Origin of the sequence: Bacillus sp. FSL R9-9530 (assembly GCF_038008145.1) — a bacterium.
Taxonomy (GTDB): domain Bacteria; phylum Bacillota; class Bacilli; order Bacillales; family Bacillaceae_G; genus Bacillus_A; species Bacillus_A mycoides.
The window spans coordinates 1,266,568-1,289,746 of the sequence record NZ_JBBOYO010000001.1 but is presented as its reverse complement, the minus strand read 5'-3'; the positions used below and the strand labels follow the sequence as shown (position 1 = coordinate 1,289,746).

Below are 23,179 nucleotides of genomic sequence, written 5' to 3'. Positions count from 1 at the left end.
ATTTACTTTTCATAACACAACTTGTAAATCTGATTATTTGAATTTATAATTAAATATAGTTTCCTCATGTTAAATGGATTTAAAAATCATAAGAAAACTAATTTCATTGCTTGAAAAGGAGGAAAAAAGCATGCAAGTCGGATTAAAAATTCATACATTAGCTCAACCTTCTAAAATAACCCCATCTAATCTTGAGCATAATACTATCTCTTCTACTAAGCATAAAGATAAGAAATCTAATGATCTAATCAAATTTGATATTCGTACATCTGAACAAGAAATGAAACAAGCGGATCATAAATTTAGCGAATTAGACTTATGGAAAATGCTAAAAGACAAAGGTGTACCTTTATGGATGATTTTAGAAATGTTACAGAAATTTCGTAAAGAAAAGGAATCTCAAAATGGTTCGGTTCAACATTCAAATGCGATTGAAGAAACGAGCGAGACTCGATTAAATGAAGTCATGTAAACTATGTTATCTGAAGGGTCTATAACTAAAAAGAGTTCAAGGTTGATAGAAACTTTATCAACCTTGAACTCTTTTTTAAGATTTTTCTTCAATCGTTAAAAACTGAACTGATACTTCTCCCTCAAAATCTTTAATTAGCTTTCTTACTTTTACATTTTCATTAACCAATGTATTATCTGTCGACATTTTAGGTTTTTCGTCACCTAAAGATTTTTTTAATTGAAGAAGATGCATTTTTGTTTCATTTGCTTTTATTTCCTTATATATATTATTTTTGGATACAATCACATACCATTGCGTTGGATAATTACGCTTGTTACCTATCCAAGCGTCACTATTGTATATGACAGGGACCTCTTTTCCTTCTAATTTAATACTTTTCAAAGTCTTTTCGTCTTCTTGTGCAAACAGTAGAGAACCCTCTTTTGGGAATTTCGGTAACGTATTTACAGGCATAAAATTGGAGCCATTATCTCGTTTACGGAAAACTTTAGCTTTAATCAATGCTTGTGCTGTAGACTCATTTAAAATTAATACTTGTCCGTTTCCATAAGTACCTGTTTTCACAGAAAACACTTCATTTTCTTTCGTAATTTCTTGATAACGATTAATAATTGGTGAAATTTTATTTTCATTTCCAATGATTAATAAACCGTTTGCAGGAAATGGATTCTCCTTTTTAGAACATGCACTAAAACTTATTAATAGTAGTATCGTTAACATAAAAATAGTTAAAGTTCTTTTCATCGCGTTTCCTTTCATCATACAGTTCATTTTTTCCACATACTTTAATGTAGTCTTACAAGCTAATAAACTCTATTGCTCCATAACCTTATAAAGCTTTTGCAGGTAACGCCAACGGGTTATAAAGAAATATAATACTTGTATACATATAAATGAAATTAAAATAACGATAGAGCTATTAATTATAGAAAAATCGACTAATTGCTGTAATGCCGTATAAGCGACTACAGTATGAATCACTGCAACAACAATCGGTAAGAAGAACATTAATAATAACTGTCTCGTTACAATTTTTTTTAATTCTCGTTTACTTAATCCCATTTTCGAAATCATTTTATATTGCTGTTGATCGCGATCTAAATCAGTATATAATCGGAAATAAATAAAACTAGCAGCGAATGTGAAGAAGACGATTCCGACTAAAACACTTGCCATAAGTAATAATCCATTCGTTTGCTTTGCACTTAACAAATCTATAGTTAAAGCCCGAAATTGAAAATTACCTACTCTAATATCTTTCTCAAATCTACTAATTAATTCGTTTGAAATTCCCTTCGTTTTCATCCAATCGTCTACAACAAATCCGTAAGTACGATATGGAATGTCTTTATTAACTGGGTCACTAGTAAGAGGGATTCCATCATATACCTGATCTTTAACAGCGATATAAATAGTTCTAGAATCATGTGGTAAAACTAAATTTTCTACAGCTTTTTTCACATGAAATGTCTTTGTCCAATCTCCTTGAATGACTTCTATATTCTTTTTATACTCGCCATTTTTAAATTCTTGTTTTTGTGATACGACTCCAGGAATTAATAAAATTTCATCTTCTTTTTCTATTGTTTCTTGTTGATAGCCTAGTGCTTTAGCAAGATCGTTATATTCACTTAACTTCATTACATCTACACCATTTTCCGTGTATATATATGAAGATGAAGCCATTCGATACGGAATATTAGCATCAGAAAGGTGTTTTTTTATAATAGAAAGATTTTTATTTAATACTTTGTCGTTTTCAAAACTTCCATACAAAAATGTATACGGATTTGTCATCCTTACCAAATCCCTATTTCCAATTGCAGCTGTTGTACCAATCGCTGTAAATGCAACTGCTGAAACAATAGATACTATAAAAAACATCGTTGCATTATCTTTCATACGGTAAATTAATTCAGAAAATGTTAATATATTTGTTCTCTTTAAAAAGAAAGATTCTCTCCTTTTCGCAAGGTGCAATATATAAACGCTACACTGTGTATATAAAAAGTACGTTCCTATAATTACTAGGAGCACCCCTATTCCAAGCGTAATAAAATTAGTACTTGGGATAAAGCGAAATACTGAAAAATATCCATACCCTATACTAATTAAAGAAAGTAGCGATAATAAAATTGATGCTTTCGGTTCTGGCTTTGGCTTTTCCTCTGCTTGTATAAGTTCCACAAGTTCTGTTACTTTTATCATTTTAAATGTAACGAGCGAAACAATTAAAAATAATAAAAGAAATGTGATAACTGTTAATAATACGGCCTGCACTGGTATATAAAAAGGCAAACCATTACTAATCATTAATACACTTGCGCTTATCAATAAAACTAGTTTAGAAAATATGAGTCCAATGAGAATTCCTATACAAATTGAGCCAAGTCCAATCAACATATTTTCAATTAATAATAATTTCTTAAGCTGTCTCATTGACATACCTTGCATCATTAATATCCCAAATTCTTTCTTGCGCGTTTTTAAAAATGAACTAACTGAATATAGAATGAAGAAAAATGAAAATACAAAAATCAAGCCTTGCGAAACTGAAAATCCCAATGTACCAAATGCACTTATTGTTGCACTTGTCGATTTCAACTCACCTTGTAAATCAGGATGAAATAATAAAAGAGCATACGTAAAGAAAATCATAATAGAAAATGCACTACTTAAAAAATGAGCTGCATATGTACGCTTATTGCGAAAAATATTATTAAATGCGAACTGACGAAAAGTCATGCCTTTTCCCTCCTAACAAAGAAAGGACATCCATAATCTTTTGATAAAATGCTTGCCTACTTTCACCACAATAAATTTCGTTATATAGTTGACCATCTTTAATAAATATGACTCTGCTGCAAAAACTCGCTGCATACGGATCATGTGTAACTAACATCATCGTAGCTTTTTCTTCTTTATTTAAAGTATCTAGCATCTCCATTACATCATTTGAAGATTTAGAGTCTAAATTCCCTGTTGGTTCATCTGCAAGTAATAATTGCGGCTTATGAACAATTGCACGAGCAATTGCTGTTCTTTGAGCTTGCCCCCCTGAAATTTCAAAAGTTCTTTTACTCAATATATCTGTAATATTTAATTTCTCTGCAATTTCTTCAACTCGTTCGTTCATTTCTTGTACAGAAACACCATCTAATGTCATCGGCAATACGATATTTTCCTTTACTGTAAGTGTGCTAAGTAAATTAAATGATTGAAAAACAAATCCTAATTGTTTCCTACGGAATAAAGCCAAATTATCTGATGTCAACTGGAATGGATTTGTACCATTTATTAATATTTCTCCCGATGTTGGAGAGTCGATAGTAGATACCATATTTAATAACGTTGTTTTCCCGCTCCCTGATGGCCCCATAATCCCTATAAATTCACCTTCTTGAATTGATAAATCAATATCTACCAATGCCTTAAAAGGTACTTTCCCTTTATATACTTTACTAATACTTTTTGCATGTAGAATTTCCATTTATATTCTCCCTTCATTTGCACTTCTCACAATATAGTGTAAATGAATTGTCTTATAGCACGTATTGATTCATCTTTCATTTATCTTACACGATTGTAAGATTTCTAAAAAAACTGATAATAAATCTACTTTGAAACTATAATCAATTTATATCTATCTTATAATATTCGCAGGGTAGTATGAAATACTATGCTATTTATTTCTAATCTTTATTATATTAATGAAAAAAGACCGATTGTATTATCGGCCTTTTTACTTTCAAATATTATATTTTTAACTAATTTCTTAAATTGAAATATAATTAAATAATACTTTTAATACTATTTCACGTGATAATATCCTCTGCAAAATACTGAGTTCTTCGGTTTCATTGCAATTAAAAATGAATTGTAAATATCTGAGGCGGAAATTATTGCGTTTATCCAACATACAAATAATATGATTGATTTAATATTTCCTGATACATAGAACGACATAAATGCAGGGGCTACCGATAATACAATTATGGGTAAGCTCATAAAGACCCAAAATCTCGCTTTGGATAGGGTTGCATTTGTATTTAGCCAAAAAAATATTCCACTACATGTTAAGCTAATATCACCTTTGTTACTTATGACCAAAATGTGTAGACATTCGTGAATGATGAAGACAAAGATACCTATTATGATTAGATACAATATATTAATATGAGTGAAACCTACTCCAAAGTAATTTGGTATCAGAAAAATGATTATTTGAAGTAGATATACAAACTTCATATAATGCTTTTGATACCAATTATTCTTAATAAAAGGAGTCCATTCTGAAAAATCCATACTTATCTGTGGCAATTGACGAAACCAAATTATGATATGCGTTCCCCTCCCTCATTTAATCTATTTCATAACTTAAAACTTTTAATCCACTAACACTCAACCGTAAGTTTTATATGCAAAACTTCGCTCACCTTCACTTTTGCCGTGCGTTCTTCTATTTGAGCTCAAAATGATTCATTTTTAGGATAATTTGAGTAAGAAAGTGGTGTTTTCATAGACAAATGTATTCGACAAAATTATCCAAACCCCTTTTCATATATGATTTTTTATAAAATGATTATCGCATGTACAGCTTAATCCCCTTGTTTTTTTGATGAGAAAATCCGGCAAGAAGCCATCCAAATTGTCTCTTTGATATGGTAACAGGTATAATGGAATGTAAAAAAGCTTAGAGTTTTAGCTCTAAGCTTTTTTACATTCCATTATAGATTCTTTTAAAGAGCAATATTTTTTATCCACTCTGATTTGCTTAATAAATAATGATTATATAGTTGGTTTTCTATCGTCTGTTGGCTCAAATAAGTAAATCCACATTTTTCAATAACTTTATTTGATGGTACGTTGTTAATTAAAGCAATTGCGTTGAGGACATCTACATTTGTATTTTTAAACAAATAATCAATTAACCCTCTGTTCTTTCGTTGATTTCCAGTCCGGCAAAAACTTTTCAATTTCCGGTTGATTCGATATTTTATAAATGCTCTCCGCATCTTTGATAGTAAACTCTTGCAAGTATATATCTCCACAGTCTATTCTAAATAAATTAGTCGAACTCTCTTCTCCCATGTTAATCCCCCTTAATTACATTAAAGCGCCTTAATCTGCTTCGTAAGTTCTATAAATCGTTCATCAAGTTCTTTATATTCTTTATCGTTAGAAGTTAAAAAGCTTAATTTACCTAATACTTCTTGTCTCTCTGTTTCTAATGTTAAACGTAGCTCTTCAATATCATCTCTTGTTTTAATAAGTTCCTCTAGCTGCTTTTGTATCGTATTATTTAAAAACACGAGTTTCGTGTTAGTTGTTTTCTCCAGAAAATATCGATCGTGAGAAACTATAACGAGTGTTCCATTATACTCAGCTAATGTATTTTCAAGCTGTTCACGTGAAGGGAGGTCAAGGTGATTCGTCGGTTCATCTAAAATAAGTACATCTTTTTCATCTAAAATATAAGCCATTAACTTGCATTTTACTCGTTCCCCCATACTCATATGCTCAATCGGTTCTTTCCATTGAGAAGCTTGGAATCCTAAATGTTTCATTAAATTTTGGACTTTTCCTCTTTCTTCAAATGTCTCTTTAAAAAATAAATCTTCTGGTGTTTTATCCAGTGGTAAATCAAATACTTCTTGTGTTAAATAACCGATGTTTGCAGATGGTGAAATCCATACTTCTCCTTGTACAGTTTCCGTTCCCATAATCATCTTCAGTAATGTTGTTTTCCCGCTACCGTTTGGTCCAACAATCGCAACCTTCTCACCGTGCTGGATTGTAAAATTAACGTTTTCAAATAATGTCTTTCCATGAAAGTCTTTTTTTAATTTCTTTACTTCTAAAAAGCGTTTTCCTACTTTTTTATTCGCTTGAATAGAGAACTCCACTGAATACTCTTCTTTCACACGTTCTACTTTCGTTTTCTCCAGCTCTTTTTCGAGACGTTTTCGTTTTGACTTCACTTGCGCATCCATTCGCTTCGCTTTTACACGATAAAACTCTTTAACTCCTTCTTGTTTTGTAGACTGTGCGTGTGCCTTTTGTGACCATGAACTTAATTCTTTTATATGTGTTTCTACTTGTTCTATCTTTTTTTGTTGTTTTTCATATTCACGTTGCTGCGTCATTCTTGTATGCTCACGTGCTTTCATATAACTCGTATAATTACCGCTATGCTCAATTAGTTTCTTTTCCTCAATTGACCATATTTTCGTTGCGACAACATCTAAAAAGTATCGATCATGCGATACAACGATAACTGTACCCTTCATATTTTTTATTTGCTTAATGAGAAATTCCGTACTCATCTCATCTAAATGATTTGTCGGTTCGTCTAATATTAATAAATTAGGATTTTCGGCAAATCCTTTTGCTAGTCGAACTTTCAGCTTTTCACCACCACTTAAAGTAAGAAAATCGTTCGTTGGCACGCCCCATTTCGCAAGAAGTTCTGCTTCTTTTGCAATCATATCATTACTAATAAAAGATTCTATTTCTTGTTCAACATATGCCGTTGTCATATTCATTTGCTGCCATTCAACAATCCCTTTTGATGGCTCAATCTTCCCATTTATTAATTGAAGTAACGTTGATTTACCGGCACCGTTTTTACCAATTAATCCGATAACATCCCCTTGTTTTACTGTAACATTCATTTTCTCTAACAAAGTATTTTCCTTTATTTCAACATAAACATCATTTAATTTTAAAATTTCTTTCATATTACCGATCCCTTTCATTAAGGGAGAACAAAAAAATCCTCCCAAATTAATTTGGCAGGATTAGTCGTTAACATATTTATACCCAAATAAGCTATTACGCATAATAAATAGCAATACCGTTGTAAGGAAATTGGGCAGACTAATCCTATTTTTTATAAATTGAAATTTATTGAATTTCAACATTTAAAAATAAGATTAGTTAATCATCGTCCACCCATCATTCCTTTCCGTCGTTAGTAACCATATTGTACCATAGTAGTACTGTATGAGTAAATGCGATTATACGTGCTGTGAAAATGATTGCTTTCTTTTAGGTCTATTTATCTTCACTTCATATCGATCAAACACAAACAACATCTGTAATACTACTGGCTTTAGATTTCCTTAGTAGTAAACTTCTAAGCACTCTCTCTTATATAATTTTTATATAAATGTATCATTAATTATATATTATACATATTACATTTCAGTTCTTATAATAAAGATATCATTTTAAAAGGAGGATACTACAATGGAATTTAGTAAACTAGGAAACAGTGGATTAACAGTAAGTAAGATTGCATACGGGAACTGGATTAACCATGGTGGAAAAGTAAACGAAGATACTGCGAATGATTGTGTGAAAGCCGCACTAGATGTCGGAATTACTACGTTCGATACTGCTGATGTTTATTCGGACACTATAGCCGAAGAAGTACTTGGCCGGTCTTTGAAAGGTATACGCCGAGAAAGCATAGAACTATGTACAAAAGTATGCCATCCGACCGGACCTGGAAAAAATGATCGTGGATTATCGAGAAAACATATTATAGAAAATTGCAATGCATCGTTACAGCGGTTGCAGACAGACTACATTGATGTCTATTATGCACATAGATTTGACTCAACAACTCCTCTTGAGGAAACGATGTTAGCTTTTGCTGATCTTGTAAGACAAGGTAAAGTCCTTTACTTAGGCGTAAGTGAATGGACATCAGAACAAATTACCCGCGGTGCAGCACTTGCACGAGAATTGAACATTCCACTTATCGCTAGCCAACCTCAATATTCGATGTTGTGGCGTGTTATTGAAACTGATGTAATACCAACATGTCAACGTGAGGGACTTGGTCAAGTTGTTTGGTCTCCCCTTGCACAAGGTATTCTCTCAGGAAAATATCAACCTGGTAAACCCTTGCCGACTCAATCACGTGCTAATTCAGATGCTGGTAAACCATTTTTCCACAAACTCGTGCAACGTTGGATGAGTGATGATGTACTCACTGCAATTCAGAAACTCAATCCCATCGCGCAAGAAACTAATCTTACCCTACCACAACTCGCAGTTGCCTGGGTACTACAAAATCCAGCTGTTTCCTCTGCAATTATTGGCGCTTCAAATCCGGAGCAAATAAGAGAAAACGTAATTGCTTCTAGTGTTAAATTGCAACCTGAAATTATGGATCAGATTGATAATATACTAAAAGGTTTCGCTGAGTACGATCCGAGTAAAACAGGTTGAATCTTCAGTGACTTTAAAATAAAAATAGAAGTTTTCCTATCCAACTTTCCGACTGCCCATCCCATCAAGATGGGCCTTTACTTTTTAAATTCAAATTGTGAAGTCGTATAAACCTCTCTAACAACTGTTAAGAAGTTCTCTAATACGACAGACTTTTCATCTTGTCTCCATCCAACATATAAATTTATTTTTGGTGTATTTTCTTGAATGTCTTTATACATGACACCCGATTTTTTATAGCTTTCCACCGATGATGGAACGACAGAAATCCCCATTCCTGCTGCAACTAAATTCACAATAGTTTGCATTTGGATCGCCTCTTGAACAATATTTAAACTTACTCCATGTTCCCAAAAGTAACTAATAATTAAATCATAAAAGTTAGTACCGAAATGACGTGGAAATAAAATAAATGGTTCATCAACTAATGATTTGATTGAAATGTTACGTAACGAAACTAAAGGGTGATCTTCATGCAAAACTAATTTTAAACATTCCTCAGAACAAACTTCGGAAACTAATATTTCATTATTCTGCTTGGAACGAATAAATCCAATATGAATTTGTTTTTCATATAGCGCTTTTATTTGCTGGTCTGTTGTCATCTCGCGTAATATAAGCTGTATTCTAGGAAAACGTTCTCGAAATTTTTTTAATATGTCTATTACGGTTTCTGTAGAATCGACAAAACCGATTATTAAATGTCCTATCTTCCCTTCATCCGCAAGCTGTGTTTCTTTAATAGTTCTATCTACTTGAAGCAACGTTTGCCGCGCACCTTCTAAAAATATTTTCCCTGCACTGGTTAGTTCAACCATTCTTTTTGTTCGATGAAAAAGTTGAACGCCCAATTCATCTTCTAATTTACGAATTTCTTGGCTTAAAGGAGGTTGTGCCATCCTAAGCCTTTCTGCTGCACGACTAAAGTTTAATTCTTCTGCCACTGTTATGAAATATCTCATTTTACGAATATCCATTTCAATCCCCCTATCATTCACAACTAGCAAAAAAGCCCTCCTTCTAATAAATTATAAATAAAAAGAAAATGCTATTCGCTATCCAATAATCACTTATTGTTTTTCGATAAATTTTTATTGATTACTCCCCTTTAATAAGCTATTATATGTTTGTAGAAAATATTAATGTAAGGATTGAATTTATGGACAGGACATTAAAAATCACAAAGTTAAATATGTTTTTAAAGATTTTTCTCATCCCGATTATAGTAGGGATAATTGTTGGTATACTAACTAAATTAGGGCAAGGTATACTTCCAGGACATTGGCATTCATTAGCTAATCTAGGAAGTGTTTGGTTAGTTCCATCCTTTTTCGTGGCTAGCTTTAGTTATTCTAAGCGTACAGCTATACTTTCTGGTATCCTTGCACTACTCGGCATGGTATTAGGCTATTATGGTTATGCAATAGTTATTAAAAATGTAGCTCACTCTATTTATTTTATATCTGTATGGATTGTATGTGCATTTATAGGAGGAACTATCTTTGGAATTGCAGGTTTTCTATGGAAAGATACTACAAATCCACTTCATAAATTCGGAAGCGCGCTTATTAGTGGAGTTTTTGTAACGGATGGACTTCACATTCTTTTAAATTTTGAAGACTATAGTCACATGTTACCTGTTGGATATACCGAAGTGATAGTCGGGATTATCTTGATTCTTGTGTTAGAACGCTCTAATGCTAATCGAATTTCTTCTTTCTTAATGATGGTTCCTATCACTATTTTAGGATTAATTGGATATACATTATTAAGTTTGTTTACTTAATTACAATACTGTATTATAAAAAAACAAATGACTAATTCTATTATAATCCACAAAACATATCACGAATTCGAACATTATACTTATTAATGTTGATACACCTATTCATAGGATGGATTCATGAAGCTATCTCTTTCAAAGAGGTGGCTTTTTTCTTACAAAAACTATTTATCAGCTTTTTATTAAATACTTCTAATTTAAAGATCGTATTTATTAGCCTGTCATTATACATACTAAGATGACCTTTTACCATTTCATATAATCGCTATAAAGTGAAACTTTAATCAGCGGGGGTCTTACTGCCCATTAAAGCGGGATAAAATAAGGCTAAAAAACTTATCTCCAAAGTTCTTTAGCCAAGAACACTTATTTACACATTAAAAAATATTATTCGTACAACGGTACCTTTACCAACCTCTGAATGGATTCCTACACTATGTCCTAATTGTTTCGTAATTTCATATACAAGATAGAGCCCCATTCCAGTTGATTCTTTAAAATCTCTACCGTTTTCTCCTGTAAAGAAAGGTTTGAATACTCTTGGTAAATCTTGCTTCGGTATCCCTACGCCACTATCGGTAATTTCAAGTACAACTGTATTACTTTCCTTACGTGCTTTCACTTTAATCTTTTCTCTACTACCTGATGAATATTTAATCGCATTCGATATTATTTGTCCAATTAAAAATTGTAACCACTTCGCATCACTTTCTACAGTAATACTCTTATCAATTTCAAGCTCTGGGTATACAAAATTCCGAATAAAAAAGCGTTTATGTTCATGCACGGAATCATTCACTATTTTATGTAGTTGTACTCTTTCTACATAAAAATCTTGTGTAAATGCTTCTAAACGTGCGACATACAGTGCCATCTCTAACCCCTTTTTCAACCTATCTGTTTCCTCATTAATACTTTCAAAACGTGAATCCACTTCATCTTGTGTAATTAATTCTATTACAGATAAAGGTGTTTTCATTTGATGAATCCACTGATTCATAAAGGTTAAATGATCATTATTTTTCCTCTCTTGTAACTGGAGCTGATTTTGATAATGTCGATATTGTACTTCGAGCAAATCTTGGAGAGCAGTAGATAAAACTGCAAAATCAGATTTTTGAACAGATTCATCCAAAGATTGCAACGGATTTGCTAAACGTTCATAAAAAGAACGATGTGTAAAATAACGAAATACTAAATAACTTACCATAAAAAAAGCACCTAAAAACATTGCATATAATGCCGTTGAAATATGATTATGCCCATCAAACCAATAAACTAAGAATATGGCTAGTAGTTGGATCGCAGTAAAACAAATAAGTGGTATATGATCACGTATAAATAACCTTATCATTTTTCCATACCATTATCCCAAGTAATATGTAATCTATATCCAACACTACGAATTGTTTCTATTGCTCCTTCAATTTGTAACGTTTTTAACTTTTTACGCACACGTGTTGTATTTACACTTAATGTATTATCATCAACATAAGATTCACTATCCCATAATTTATTTAATAATACTTCCCTACTAACAACACGCGGATAGTTTTTCATTAACATCTCTAATAAAATGGCTTCGTTTCTCGTTATATCAATCTCTTGGTTCCTAAGTTTTAATACAAGTCTTTCGGGATATAAACTAAGACCTTGTCGCTCAATCATTCGTTCTTCTAGTTTCGGTGCATAGTCTCCATAAGCACGTCTTAAATGACTACGAATTTTCGCCATTACAACTTCATAATGAAACGGCTTCGGAATAAAATCATCGCCACCATTTTCTAACGCCATAACTTGATCCATCGTACCTTCACGGGCCGAAATAAATAAAATCGGACATGTGGAAACCCCGCGAATTTGACGACACCAATAGTAACCATCAAAACTTGGTAAATTAATATCTAATAAAACTAACTCCGGTTGTTCTTCTAAAAATATGTCTAACACATTTTGAAAATCCGTTACAATAATTCCTTGGTAACCGTATTTCGCAACATATGTTGATAATAGCTCCGCAATTTTTATATCATCTTCAACAATCATAATTTTAACCATCTCTGAACTCCTTTTTGATCCACAATCTCAAATATACTTATATAAATACTACCTCTTTTCACAAAATCCGTAAAATAGAAAAGGATACTTTTATACAAAAGTATCCTTTTCTATTTTTCTTATTTAATATGAAATTCATTTAGAGAAAACCCTAACTTCTCCACATATTCCCTTCCTAGTTCCATCCGCGCCGTTTTTAGTGGATCCACAACTTGGCAAATTTTTAAATTACCTGCTGCTGATAATAAAAGAGTTGCATCAGCTTTAGACACTTCTAATTCTTCATGTAAAAATGTCACCATATTACGTACTGCACGATTCGCTGCATCATCTAGCAATTTCTCTGAAGCAATCGTCATTATTTTTTCTTTTTGAATAGCCAATGGTAATGGCCATTTCTTTCCTTTTATAGTCTGAACAGTTACAGTTACCTCACCAGCAACCTCTACTCCACTAACACCAATTTCACCATCACCCATCGCAGCGTGTAAATCGCCTAATGCTAAAAGAGCACCAGGAACATTTACAGGTAATAATAACGTTGTACCTTCTTTGATTTCTTTACAATCCATATTCCCGCCGTGATCATGCGGTGTACCACATGAAATACTCTCTTCTTTCGGTGCAGTACCAATCACACCAATCATTGGATTAATTGGAATTTGCAGTTCATTTGAAAATGAAACATGTCCATTATGTATTGGGACAATTTTTACTGTATTTTCATTTAGCTCATCACCCATTACACCTAGGTTCGCACCTGTAGTTAAAACACCCTGCTCTGCAATTTTAATCTTTTCAATCGTTACGACTAATATATCACCAGGTTCTGCACCTTTAATATGTACAGGTCCGGTCGCTGGATTTATTCGATTCCAATCTAATTCTTGAAACACAACATCTTCAGAATCAATTTGATTTTCAAAGCAATCATATGTTTCAAATACAAGACGGCTCCCAATTTCTACTTCAATACATGGATTATTTTCTGGTGACATTGCGTAAATGATATGTTCTTTATGTATACGATGCATAGTACCTCTCCTTTTTCGTTTTTATCTTCTATATAATAATTAGCTTTTATCTGTATAAGCTCCTTTTTAAAATCAGTAGTTATTTTCAAGAAAAATGCACTTAGCTCATTTTGAAACATACACTCTTTACTATAACAGGTAAAGAAAGGTGGTATTACAATGCCCCTTATTCCATACAACGAAAGTGACGTTGATTTATTAGCACGTTTAATCCGTGCTGAAGCTGAGGGCGAAGGACGACAAGGTGAACAACTTGTTGGTTGTGTTGTCGTAAATCGTGTGTTTTGTGATTGTTTAGATTTTAAACAACTTCGATCTGTGCGTGATGCAGTATATCAAAGCCCTGGCGGATTCGAAGCAGTTCAATACGGTTACTTTTATCAACGTGCCCGTGAATCAGAAAAAGAAATCGCAAGAAAAGTTTTACAAGGTGAATGGCGCTGGCCAGCACGATGGGCTCTTTGGTATTTTCGTCCAGTTGGAGCTTGTCCACCCGAATGGTATAATCAGCCGTTTGCAGGGCAATTTAAAAGCCATTGCTTTTACGAACCAAGTGGTGATGAATGTCCAAAAATGTATTCAAGATAGTAAAAATTATAGTATATACGAGTGGTGACTATTTTCATCTCATATAGTCACCACTCGTATATTTATGTAAATATCATTCCATCGTAATTACAATTTTCCCTCTAACATGCTGACTTTCACTTAAAATATGAGCTTCTCTAATTCCTTCTTCATTAAACGGAACAACCTTACTGATGATAGGTTTAATTTTTCCATGCTCAATCAAAACAGATAATTCGTCCAATTGCTTCCCGCTTGGTTTCAACCATAAAAACCCTGATTTTATACCCTTTACTTCATGACGTGGTTCATGAATGATAGAAACTAGAACACCACCAGATTTAATAATTTGAAAACTTTTTTCTTGTACTTCTCCGCCGATTGTATCTAACACAATATCATAATCTGATAGTAGCTCTTCAAATTTATCTTTTTTATAATCAATAACAAGGTCAGCACCTAAAGACTTTAAAAACTCTTCATTTTTACTACTTGCAGTTGTTGCGACAAAGGCCCCAAATGATTTTGCGATTTGAATTGCAAAACTCCCTACTCCGCCCGCTCCAGCATGAATTAATACTCGGTCATTTTCTTTTATTTGTGCGTAATCAACAAGACTTTGCCAAGCTGTTAGTCCTGCAAGAGGTATAGATGCTGCTTCTTCAAAATTAAGATTATTAGGCATTTGCGCTACTAAATTTGATTTCACTGTAATGTATTCAGAATAAGAACCTTTCCCTATATTTTCAGGTTTCGTAAACACTTTATCTCCTATTTTAAAATGATTCACATCTCCTCCAACTTCTTCAACTATTCCAGCAACATCTAATCCTAATGTAATTGGAAATGAAAATCGCAACTTTTCTTGTAAGTCTCCCTTTCTTATTTTCCAATCAACAGGATTGACAGATGTTGCGTGTATACGTATTAATACTTCAGTACATTTAACAACTGGTTTAGGAACTTGTCTTTCTTGTAATTCTTCAACACTACCATATTGATCAATAACAATTGATTTCATTTCCTCTCCCCCTTGCTGTTTATTTTAATAACAAACAATTATTTTTCAAAATTTTTCGCCTTGAATGAAAATAAATATGTTTGGAGGTGATATTTATGCTACTCTACTAATTAAGCATCATGAGTGCAAAAAACATTTATTTCACTTAAATACAATCTAATTTACGCCTAAGAAACACCCAAAGTTATATTTCTCTTTATTTATTAATGACCTTTAAATGAAACGGAGAGTGTGCTATGAGTGAACAAGTTTTCAAAGTAAACGGTATTGATATATGTACAGAAAGCTTTGGAAATCCTAATAACCCAGCAATATTATTAATTATGGGAGCTACGTGTTCAATGGTTTATTGGGATGAAGAATTTTGTGAAAGGTTGGCTAGCACAGGAAGGTTTGTCATTCGCTATGATAACCGTGATGTTGGGCGTTCTGTTACATATGAGCCTGGGACTTCCAATTACACTGTAGCAGATATGGCTGAAGATGCAATCGGAGTACTCGATGCGTATCATATTGACAAGGCACACCTTTTTGGCATGTCATTAGGAGGTATGATTGCTCAAATTGCTGCAGTAAAACACCCAGAAAGAATTTTGACCTTAACATTACTAGCAACAAGCGTTATTGGATCTGATAACAATACTCGTGATTTGCCTCCAATGGATGAAAGAATTTTGACACATCATGCTAATGGTGCAAATTTAGATTGGACAAATAAAGATGTTATAGCGAAATATTTAATTACAGGATCACGTCTACTCTGTGGATCAAAGCGTATATTTGATGAAGCAAGAACTTTAAAACAAGTAAAGCAAGAAATAGAACGTGCTAACAATCTATTAAGCATGTTTAATCACGCCCTCCTTACAGGTGATGATTCTTATGAAGGTATACTAAAGTCGTTACTAGTACCTACTTTAGTAATTCATGGTACGCATGATACAGCTCTTCCACTTGAACATGGACTCGCACTTATTGATGAAATTCCGAACTCAAAGCTATTATCCCTTGAAGGTACAGGGCACGAGATTCATCCCGATGACTGGGATAAAATTATTAAAGCAGTTTCAGAACATATATCCAGTATAAGATAAGAACAACTATTAGAAGGGGCACAAATTGTTTTGCCCCTTCTATTTATCCCGCTATTTGTGGGCAGTAAAACTCCCACCTCAAAATTCAGCTGAAGCAAAGAAATTAGGTGGGAGATAAACTGCCCGTAAACGCCCGATTGGTGAAGGCTAATAATCAGTGGGGGATGAACAAAACCCCCACTGATTATAGTTTCACTTTATAAAGATTACGATACAATATCAAAAACCCATCACTGCATTCGTATGTATAGTGATGGGCTCTACCTATATTTTTCTATGCTTAAAAAAATGGACAATCTAACTGGTCAACAGATTCCCACGATTTTTTTTTTACATTTTCGGTGGATTTACTATTTTCTAGTGGTACGTGTTTAAATGGATTCATTTCAACTTTTAATAGAGATGATGGTTCTATATATAAAGAAAAAACATGGCTACTTGGCAAGGTTTTTGATACATCAATATCTCCTACTTGTTTAAATAATTGCTGGGCCGCAAAGAAAAAGAAATTAGTTGGATTAGATTGTTTATTAAGCCAAGCAATCATTTCAGGCGATACCGATTTATTAATATTAATTTTCACTCGATCACCACGTTTATATCGCCTAGATCGCATACTTCCACCAACTAACTTATCGTTAAGTTTGTAAACCCTAACTCTTTTTGCTTATGCTCTCTATATTTTGGCGAGCATGTATATACTAATAACCCACGAGCATTGGTGAATAACGGGTTATCTACAAAGATCACATTTTTCAAGCGTCCTTTTTGTTTCAAAATCATTTTTAAGCTATTTTTAATAATAACTGCGCCCCCACCATAAATAAATACATATGGATCGTCTTTCATATCATCAATTTTGTTAATAATATCCGTTGCGACACGTGCTGCTAAACCTAAAAATGCTGGCTGCGATTCCTCAACTAACAATGCATTTCTTGGGTGCTTTTCATTTAAATAAATTTGGTTAAATTCTGTAATGCTATCAATTGTTTTCGTAGGATATTTCCGATTCCATCTCGTAATAATTTGTAGTAACGTTTCTTTTACACCATATGATAATCCTTTACTTAATTGCGGACGGAAATTTACCCCTAATGAAACAACTTCTTCCGTTGTCCCCGCGCCAATATCAAAAGACAATAAAGTTTTATCTACAAAATCAATTTCTGAAACTTGATTTTGTTCACATTCTATTTTATGTTTCACAACATTTCCTTCCTCATCATATACAATCCCCCACGTCCCAGAAGCGCCTTCAGGTAGACATTTACAAAACTCAATAGAAACATTAATCGTAACATCGCGTCCATTTGGATAATGGAATATGACCTTGTGATTACCCATATACCGTTTCGCATTTTCAGCAGCAATTTCCTGTGTAATAAGTTGCATTGGAAGAGCAACAGATAAATCATAACGAATATTAATATGACTTGAAGTTGGACTTTGACGCATAGCACTTATCGCTAAACCTGAAAGGATTGTAATGACCATTAATTCATCAGTAGATTTATTTGATTTCTTCTCCACTTCAGTACCTTTTAATTGATCTTGAATCACTTTTTCTCCAACGATGTATCGTACATTATTTAACATTAGCGATGGAGAACTAATGGTCACATCAATGTGATTCTCTAATTCTGACGATGAAACTTCACCCTCATCTAACAAGCCCGTAGACTCACCTATATATAAGGAATAAATACTCGGAATAAAAATAGGTTCCTGCCCTTTCACCATTAACTTCAAACCATTATTTCCTGCATCTGCACCAGCTTTTAAAAGAATAGACATAACTACCCCCTAAATTAATCTGACATCCCTTCCAAATATATGCGAGCCCATTCTTTTACATTCAAATGTAATTTAATTTTTTATTTATCCCAAAAATAAAAAATTATAAACACTCACTTCATATGTAAAAAATATTTGACATAAGACTTTTCCAATTTTATACTATGGATGTAAAGAGTTTTTTACAAAAGTGGAGGTGCAATTATATATTGAATACTAAAAAAATTATTTTTGTAATCATAACTTTATCTTTAATCGCTATACTTGTACATGGCACATACAAATACATAACTGAAGGTTCAATTTTGGGCGGGACTATTTTCGCTGCCTCTTTAATACTTAGTAATTTAATAAATCATATTACATGGGGAGATCCAAACGGAGTATCGGAAGAAAGTCAAGATGAGATGGGACAACAAATTACCTATAAAAGCTTTAAAATCGCGTATTTCGTGCTTGTAGGTGTTATGTTCCTTATATTACTCTGCTCGGAAGGATTTTCTATGGGTTCCAATTTGGATGGTGTAAAAAACCTTCCACTCTTTATTGCACTCTGTTCTTCCTTTCTTATTTTCCCAATTGTTGAACTCATTGTCGCCAAACAATATAAATAAAAAAAGTGGTTTTCTAAATGCAGAAAACCACTTTTTTATGTTTAAATACCTTCTGCTATTGCTTTCAGCTTATTCACAGTCCGCCAGTTCCTTACTGTAGCTGGCGTATGTAATTTTTGAAACTGGTTCATTAGTTTAGAATTCCGAATGCTTTTTTTGAAAAATAAATACACTACTCTTCCTTCGATATGGCAATCTTCTATGTCACTTTTGCACATAAGTAACCGCTTACTGTCTTCTTCAGAAAGTAGATTAGCTAAAAAGGCCACATGTACACTTTCTCCTTCTAATAACGAATGGGTCTCGTAAGGACACTTTTTAATAATATTAATAAATTCATCATTTGCTCGTAACATGACTGGAACATTGAAATCAAAAACGTTCTTAATTTCACATTCAATTCGTTCCTTTAAAAAACTTATCTCTTCTTCTGACTCAAACACTACATTTCCACTTTGAATATATGTTTTCACTCTTTTCAACCCTATTGATTCAAACATTATTTTCAAATCTGCCATTTTGATTACTTTATGTCCACCTACATTAATTCCCCGTAGTAGTGCAATATAAATTGTCATATGATTACCCCTCACGTATTTAAATGCTTAACAATCGAATTGTTTTGCACCTTCATGCTTCTCGAATACTTACTTTAATACATCTAACATATCATGTACGGAAAATATCTCAAATTAAAAAACTTACTACATGATTTTTTTCAAGAGTAAGCTTTGTTATCTCATTATCTCGTTATAGGCAAATGTAATATGAATTGTTGTCCAATTGGTCCCATTCTTCTAAACCCTTTATCTTGAAATCCAACTTTCTCATATAACTTTTGTGCCGGAATGTTTTTTTCATTTACAGCAAGAATCACTTCATTTTTTACTGGATAATAATATTTTACAAAGTCTTGTAATAACGCCAATGATTTTTTAGCATATCCTTTATTTTGTTTATTGTGATTAATAGAAAAAGAAGTTAAAAGTAGGGCATCCTTATTTTCTGTAAACTCCTGTACCCTATCACCTGTTTGTAATATAAATACACCGACAGGTACTCCGTTATAGTCTAAAATAACAACTACATTTTTCGTTCGATCATTTTTCGCTTTCTCCAGTAATTCACCTGGATTCGCCGTAAATTGAACTTGTTCACTTGGTAAAGTAAATGATTGTATTATCTCTTTATATTGCTCCTTATACGGCACTAATTGTATTTCCCCTGTATGTATGTTCATGCTTAACTCTCCCATTCCTTCAAGTTATTAACTTAAACCTTGCTGTGTTTTAGAATGCACTTTTCCATCCAAAAATGTTATTTTAGCAAATGATTTTGGATCGTTTCCTTTCCAAGCAAAAATTTGCTTAATTCGTGTAGAATGTTCTTCCCCTTCTTCTATGAGTAAATCCCCTTCAAAACCGATTAAATCTTTCACTTCTAAATAAGTCATTCCTTCATTAATATTTGAGAAATGATTTATATTAATGGTCTCTTGCTTTTTATTTTCCGTTATAGTAGAAGACATAGCTGTTTTTTTCTTCACTTCTTTCTTCTGGTCACACGCTGTCATACTAAAACCTATGCATAAACTACCTAATATGAGTGCGCTTTTTTTCATCATAACGGTTGTCCCTCCCCTCATTATTAAACCATATATTCCCTTAAAAATAAACTGAATATTTAATCTTACAGAAAAATCCCGTACAATTTAGTACGGGATTTTCACTATTTTTTCAAATGGTTATTTGACTGATCTTCTTGTTCTTTTCGTAGTTCTTGTTCTTCATCTTTTGGTAATTGTTTATCATTATCTTTAATCGGATTCGTTTCTCTATTTTCAATCATATCATTTGGAACTTGCGGCATTACTCGGCCAACAATTGCTGCTAATTCATCAAGTATGCCTTCACCAGTCTTACCTTTTTTAATTTGCTTACCTATTTGTTTTAATCGTTCATACGTATCCACATCTGCTACAACGACTGCATTAGCACCGTTCGGGTCATTCTTTAAACTTTCTGCAACAGAATACTTAATTGACTCAACGCGAGTTCGATCAAGTTTCGCTTTCACATCAATACCTACAACAGCATATTTCCCAACTACTACTGCTGTCGCATCGTTTACACCAGGTATACTTGCAGCTAAAGATGCCAGATGATCAGCAGCTTTTTCATTTGGCTTATTTGATTTATTTGTATACGTAACATTTTTCATCGAGACATTTTTTTGTTCTGGCTTTTCATTAGGATTGTCTTTTTTTCCAATGCTACATCCAGTAATAACGAAACAAAGCATTAACATATATATAATGATTTTCATTATTTTCACCACTTTATCATTGATGTTTAATCATAAATTTTTTCAACAGCTTGCATCTTCTTCACTTTTTCTTCTGCTCCGCTATTTGCGTTAATGAAAATTTGGTACGTATCTTTCCCTAAAGTACCAATATATTCATAACAAAGTACTTCATTATGCAAGTCATTTACTACTACAGCTTTACGTTCTTCCATAACTTTTACATCGGGGTTAATTTTCTTTCTCGCCTCAGCAGCGGTTAGCTTCGCACTCGGAATCGTTCGTTTTTGATGTGATGCTAAATATTCCTTTGCGGAAAAACCAACAATCGACCCATCATCTAAAGCAATTTTCATTTGGATCGCTTCTGGATAAATACGCACTCCATTTTCACTTGCAACGTACGTAAACACACCGATATTATCATATTGAGAGCTATCAAACAGCTCCATATTTGTAAACTTGTGATCCTTTAAAAATGTTAATCCTTTACTTCCTGCATCATTTAAACTAATTTTTTGCTCTTTAATTTCTCGGTTGTTCATTACCCAAATTGGATATCCACCTTTTCCAGTAATATCCATATAATACTCATTGTTCGTTGCTGGATCTTGAATTTTCACACTGTAGAATGATTCTTTTGCACCTTTTCCACTTTTCTCAACTTCTACTTTTTCATTCCCTTTTAAGTTTAAAAATGATTTCGCGATTTTTTCCGCTTCCTCTTTCGAAATCGCCTTTCCTTTTGCTTCAAATCCGCCTTTTTTATTCTTTTGTGCACTTGTAAAAGTCGGTCCAAAGTTTGTGGACGAGTATGAGGTTACATTCTTTTCTACCGTCTTTAATCCATCGATAATTGTGTTATCTGCTGGGTCTTGGTTTGACGCAAGAGCCATTTCTACATCCATCCAGCGAAGATTATTTTTCAATACAAGATGCTGCACTTTTCTCAGTTCATCTTGTATATTTGCTGCATTTGAATATAAACCTTGTAACGTTTTATATTCTTGATCATTTAACGGATCTTTTTCTAAATCACGAACCGCTGCACGATAACTAAAATCACCGATATTCGCAAGGAACTCTTCCGTTTTATTAAATGGCATTAATGTTAAAGGTAATTGTCCTACATCAGAACGAGCCTCTGATGTTAAACGCCATACATCTACTAAAGCTGGCGATAATGAGGAACGTGAATTCATCGCCAGTGTTGTTCCAATTTTATCGTGTAATAAATCAACTTCATATGCTAAATCATGAAACGCACGCTGATAACTATTTTCCGCTCGAATTAATACTGCATTTTTCTCTTGATGCTCTTTATAGCCCCAATACCCTGTTCCGACTACACCTACTGTTAACAATACGATGATAATACCTCGTAACATGTTTCCACCTCCGCTCTATTTACAGAAAATATGCTTACCAATTTTTTTAATTTGTGGACGAGTCCAAATCCATTTACTTGTCGCAGTATCTGGGTTGAAATAATATAATGCATTCCCAGTTGGGTCCCATCCGTTGATCGCATCTAATACGGCTTTTTTCGCATTTTCATTTGGCGTTAAATATATTTGTCCATCTGCTACTGCTGTAAATGCTCTCGGCTCAAAGATTACTCCTGAAACAGTATTTGGAAATGATGCACTTGTGACACGGTTTAAAATAACCGCAGCTACTGCAACTTGTCCTAAATACGGCTCACCACGGGATTCTCCGTATACAGCGTTTGCCATTAACTGAATGTCATTTTGAGAATAACCGTTTGGAACATTTGTCCCTGTACTTTTTGGCGGCTTATTTTCCTGTGTACCTCCACCACTGTTCCCTTTATTAGTTGTAGTATCTTTATTAGCGGTCGACTTATCATACTTCGTTGCCTTTACAAGCATTTGCTTCGTTTTAGCACCCGCTAAACCATCAACTGGCAATCCGAATTTTTGCTGAAAGTTTCGAAGCGCCCAATATGTACCCCATCCGAAAACACCATCAACTTTCCCCGTATAAAATCCGTTATATTTCAAACGAGTTTGCAGTTCAATGACATCTTCTCCAGATGCCCCTCTTTGAATCACTTGATTAGAAAAGGCTTCCACATTTTTGGTCTGTATACTACTTACCATTAAAGATAGCCCGATAAAGACAAGCAAAATCGCTATCTTAAAAACAGCTTTTTGACGCATGTATTTCC

General features: G+C 33.3%; 24 protein-coding genes and 1 pseudogene. 6 read left to right on the top strand and 19 right to left on the bottom strand.

Annotated elements, in window-relative coordinates; translation table 11 throughout:
- Positions 1–130: 130 nt before the first annotated feature.
- Positions 131–472, top strand: a complete 342-nt coding sequence (locus MKX66_RS06440; protein WP_002189797.1) for a DUF3914 domain-containing protein — start codon at positions 131–133, stop codon at positions 470–472.
- A 75-nt stretch (positions 473–547) separates the two neighbouring features.
- On the opposite strand, the gene MKX66_RS06435 is transcribed toward MKX66_RS06440, so the two are convergent.
- The 6 genes and pseudogenes from MKX66_RS06435 to abc-f all read right to left on the bottom strand — a co-directional run bounded on the left by MKX66_RS06435 (position 548) and on the right by abc-f (position 7,215).
- Positions 548–1,219, bottom strand: a complete 672-nt coding sequence (locus MKX66_RS06435; protein ID WP_002127671.1) for a lipoprotein BA_5634 family protein — start codon at positions 1,217–1,219, stop codon at positions 548–550.
- 69 nt (positions 1,220–1,288) lie between these two features.
- The gene (locus MKX66_RS06430; protein ID WP_326997316.1) at positions 1,289–3,220 is read right to left on the bottom strand and encodes an ABC transporter permease; all 1,932 of its coding nucleotides are present in this window, start codon (positions 3,218–3,220) and stop codon (positions 1,289–1,291) included.
- The gene (locus MKX66_RS06425; RefSeq protein ID WP_002013124.1) at positions 3,195–3,965 is read right to left on the bottom strand and encodes an ABC transporter ATP-binding protein; all 771 of its coding nucleotides are present in this window, start codon (positions 3,963–3,965) and stop codon (positions 3,195–3,197) included. Before MKX66_RS06425 ends, MKX66_RS06430 begins: the two co-directional genes overlap by 26 nt.
- 320 nt (positions 3,966–4,285) lie before the next feature.
- The gene (locus MKX66_RS06420) at positions 4,286–4,780 is read right to left on the bottom strand and encodes a DUF3267 domain-containing protein (RefSeq protein ID WP_215591300.1); all 495 of its coding nucleotides are present in this window, start codon (positions 4,778–4,780) and stop codon (positions 4,286–4,288) included.
- A gap of 434 nt (positions 4,781–5,214) precedes the next feature.
- A pseudogene (locus MKX66_RS06415) lies at positions 5,215–5,566 on the bottom strand (GNAT family N-acetyltransferase).
- 20 nt (positions 5,567–5,586) lie between these two features.
- Positions 5,587–7,215 (bottom strand): ribosomal protection-like ABC-F family protein, encoded by a 1,629-nt coding sequence (gene abc-f / locus MKX66_RS06410; protein ID WP_002136649.1) that lies wholly within the window; start codon positions 7,213–7,215, stop codon positions 5,587–5,589.
- A 511-nt stretch (positions 7,216–7,726) separates the two neighbouring features.
- On the opposite strand from abc-f, the gene MKX66_RS06405 reads away from it, so the two are divergent.
- Positions 7,727–8,716, top strand: coding sequence for an aldo/keto reductase family protein (locus tag MKX66_RS06405; RefSeq protein WP_002013118.1), 990 nt, complete (start codon positions 7,727–7,729; stop codon positions 8,714–8,716).
- Between the two features lie 77 nt (positions 8,717–8,793).
- On the opposite strand, the gene MKX66_RS06400 is transcribed toward MKX66_RS06405, so the two are convergent.
- Complete coding sequence (locus tag MKX66_RS06400) at positions 8,794–9,693, bottom strand: LysR substrate-binding domain-containing protein (protein ID WP_033733141.1); 900 nt, start codon at positions 9,691–9,693, stop codon at positions 8,794–8,796.
- A 182-nt stretch (positions 9,694–9,875) separates the two neighbouring features.
- Between MKX66_RS06400 and MKX66_RS06395 the strand changes: the two genes are divergently transcribed.
- Positions 9,876–10,502 carry a DUF6518 family protein gene (locus tag MKX66_RS06395; RefSeq protein ID WP_002189807.1) on the top strand — a complete coding sequence of 209 codons (627 nt, stop codon included), beginning with the start codon at positions 9,876–9,878 and terminating at the stop codon, positions 10,500–10,502.
- Positions 10,503–10,869: 367 nt separating this feature from the next.
- On the opposite strand, the gene MKX66_RS06390 is transcribed toward MKX66_RS06395, so the two are convergent.
- The 3 genes from MKX66_RS06390 to MKX66_RS06380 form a co-directional block, all read right to left on the bottom strand.
- Positions 10,870–11,853: a sensor histidine kinase gene (locus tag MKX66_RS06390; protein ID WP_002136652.1), complete on the bottom strand. Its 984-nt coding sequence runs from the start codon at positions 11,851–11,853 to the stop codon at positions 10,870–10,872.
- A complete protein-coding gene (locus MKX66_RS06385) occupies positions 11,850–12,557 on the bottom strand; it encodes a response regulator transcription factor (RefSeq protein ID WP_341085796.1) in 708 nt (235 codons plus the stop codon). Before MKX66_RS06385 ends, MKX66_RS06390 begins: the two co-directional genes overlap by 4 nt.
- A gap of 119 nt (positions 12,558–12,676) precedes the next feature.
- Positions 12,677–13,591 carry an acetamidase/formamidase family protein gene (locus MKX66_RS06380; RefSeq protein ID WP_002032501.1) on the bottom strand — a complete coding sequence of 305 codons (915 nt, stop codon included), beginning with the start codon at positions 13,589–13,591 and terminating at the stop codon, positions 12,677–12,679.
- 159 nt (positions 13,592–13,750) lie between these two features.
- Between MKX66_RS06380 and MKX66_RS06375 the strand changes: the two genes are divergently transcribed.
- On the top strand, positions 13,751–14,179 hold the full coding sequence (locus tag MKX66_RS06375) for a cell wall hydrolase (protein ID WP_002013108.1): 429 nt from the start codon (positions 13,751–13,753) through the stop codon (positions 14,177–14,179).
- Positions 14,180–14,252: 73 nt separating this feature from the next.
- Here MKX66_RS06375 and MKX66_RS06370 read toward each other — a convergent pair whose 3' ends face one another.
- Complete coding sequence (locus MKX66_RS06370; RefSeq protein ID WP_341085795.1) at positions 14,253–15,179, bottom strand: NADP-dependent oxidoreductase; 927 nt, start codon at positions 15,177–15,179, stop codon at positions 14,253–14,255.
- 236 nt (positions 15,180–15,415) lie between these two features.
- On the opposite strand from MKX66_RS06370, the gene MKX66_RS06365 reads away from it, so the two are divergent.
- Positions 15,416–16,273 carry an alpha/beta fold hydrolase gene (locus tag MKX66_RS06365; RefSeq protein ID WP_215589735.1) on the top strand — a complete coding sequence of 286 codons (858 nt, stop codon included), beginning with the start codon at positions 15,416–15,418 and terminating at the stop codon, positions 16,271–16,273.
- Between the two features lie 280 nt (positions 16,274–16,553).
- Here MKX66_RS06365 and MKX66_RS06360 read toward each other — a convergent pair whose 3' ends face one another.
- A complete protein-coding gene (locus tag MKX66_RS06360) occupies positions 16,554–16,889 on the bottom strand; it encodes a hypothetical protein (RefSeq protein ID WP_002085171.1) in 336 nt (111 codons plus the stop codon).
- Positions 16,890–16,900: 11 nt separating this feature from the next.
- On the bottom strand, positions 16,901–18,070 hold the full coding sequence (locus MKX66_RS06355) for a ParM/StbA family protein (protein WP_002013097.1): 1,170 nt from the start codon (positions 18,068–18,070) through the stop codon (positions 16,901–16,903).
- Between the two features lie 209 nt (positions 18,071–18,279).
- On the opposite strand from MKX66_RS06355, the gene MKX66_RS06350 reads away from it, so the two are divergent.
- Entirely contained in the window at positions 18,280–18,684 is a 405-nt protein-coding gene (locus tag MKX66_RS06350) for a hypothetical protein (protein WP_012261049.1), read from the top strand.
- A 41-nt stretch (positions 18,685–18,725) separates the two neighbouring features.
- Here MKX66_RS06350 and MKX66_RS06345 read toward each other — a convergent pair whose 3' ends face one another.
- From MKX66_RS06345 to sleB, 6 genes are all read right to left on the bottom strand, one after another.
- The gene (locus MKX66_RS06345) at positions 18,726–19,262 is read right to left on the bottom strand and encodes a DUF1697 domain-containing protein (RefSeq protein WP_016091496.1); all 537 of its coding nucleotides are present in this window, start codon (positions 19,260–19,262) and stop codon (positions 18,726–18,728) included.
- Positions 19,263–19,426: 164 nt separating this feature from the next.
- Positions 19,427–19,924 carry a GNAT family N-acetyltransferase gene (locus tag MKX66_RS06340; protein ID WP_215589736.1) on the bottom strand — a complete coding sequence of 166 codons (498 nt, stop codon included), beginning with the start codon at positions 19,922–19,924 and terminating at the stop codon, positions 19,427–19,429.
- Positions 19,925–19,951: 27 nt separating this feature from the next.
- Positions 19,952–20,308, bottom strand: coding sequence for a hypothetical protein (locus MKX66_RS06335; RefSeq protein ID WP_002127693.1), 357 nt, complete (start codon positions 20,306–20,308; stop codon positions 19,952–19,954).
- Positions 20,309–20,412: 104 nt separating this feature from the next.
- A complete protein-coding gene (locus MKX66_RS06330) occupies positions 20,413–21,009 on the bottom strand; it encodes a YhcN/YlaJ family sporulation lipoprotein (protein ID WP_002085166.1) in 597 nt (198 codons plus the stop codon).
- Between the two features lie 26 nt (positions 21,010–21,035).
- On the bottom strand, positions 21,036–22,376 hold the full coding sequence (ypeB, locus tag MKX66_RS06325; protein WP_215589737.1) for a germination protein YpeB: 1,341 nt from the start codon (positions 22,374–22,376) through the stop codon (positions 21,036–21,038).
- Between the two features lie 15 nt (positions 22,377–22,391).
- Complete coding sequence (sleB, locus tag MKX66_RS06320; RefSeq protein WP_002013086.1) at positions 22,392–23,171, bottom strand: spore cortex-lytic enzyme; 780 nt, start codon at positions 23,169–23,171, stop codon at positions 22,392–22,394.
- Between the last annotated feature and the right edge of the window lie 8 nt (positions 23,172–23,179).